Origin of the sequence: Nonomuraea sp. LPB2021202275-12-8 (assembly GCF_037044575.1) — a bacterium.
Classification (GTDB): Bacteria; Actinomycetota; Actinomycetes; order Streptosporangiales; family Streptosporangiaceae; genus Nonomuraea.
In genome coordinates this window covers 1-386 of sequence record NZ_JBAHWD010000170.1, presented here as the reverse complement: position 1 = coordinate 386, position 386 = coordinate 1, and the positions used below count along the sequence as shown (strand labels likewise).

The following is a 386-nucleotide window of genomic DNA, read 5'->3' as shown; positions in this document are numbered from 1 at the left end:
ATCGCCGAGGTCGAACCCGGCTCCGTCCACGATCTGACCGCCGCCCGCGCACAGGTACTGGGCGCGCTGTACGCCGCAGCCGCAGCCGGCCTGCCCACCCTCGCCGACAGCGGCTACGACGGCGCCGGAATCGGCATCCACACCCCGATCAGGCAGCCCGACGGCAACCAAATCCTCAGCCCGGACAACCGCACCTACAACCGGCTCCTACGCGCCCTGCGCTGTCTCGGCGAACGCGGATTCGCCCTGCTCAAAGGCCGCTGGCGCACCCTCCAGCACATCACCGTCAGCCCCAGCAAAATCGGCGACATCGCCCGCGCAGCGCTTGTCCTCACCCACTTCGAGCACAACTACCTACCGACAATTCGCTGAGATCACTTCAGTGA

1 protein-coding gene is annotated in these 386 nt (G+C 67.1%); it reads left to right on the top strand.

The window, feature by feature from the left end:
• On the top strand, positions 1-372 hold a 372-nt coding region (locus tag V5E28_RS49230; protein ID WP_336217219.1), incomplete at its 5' end, for a transposase family protein.
• Positions 373-386 lie beyond the last annotated feature (14 nt).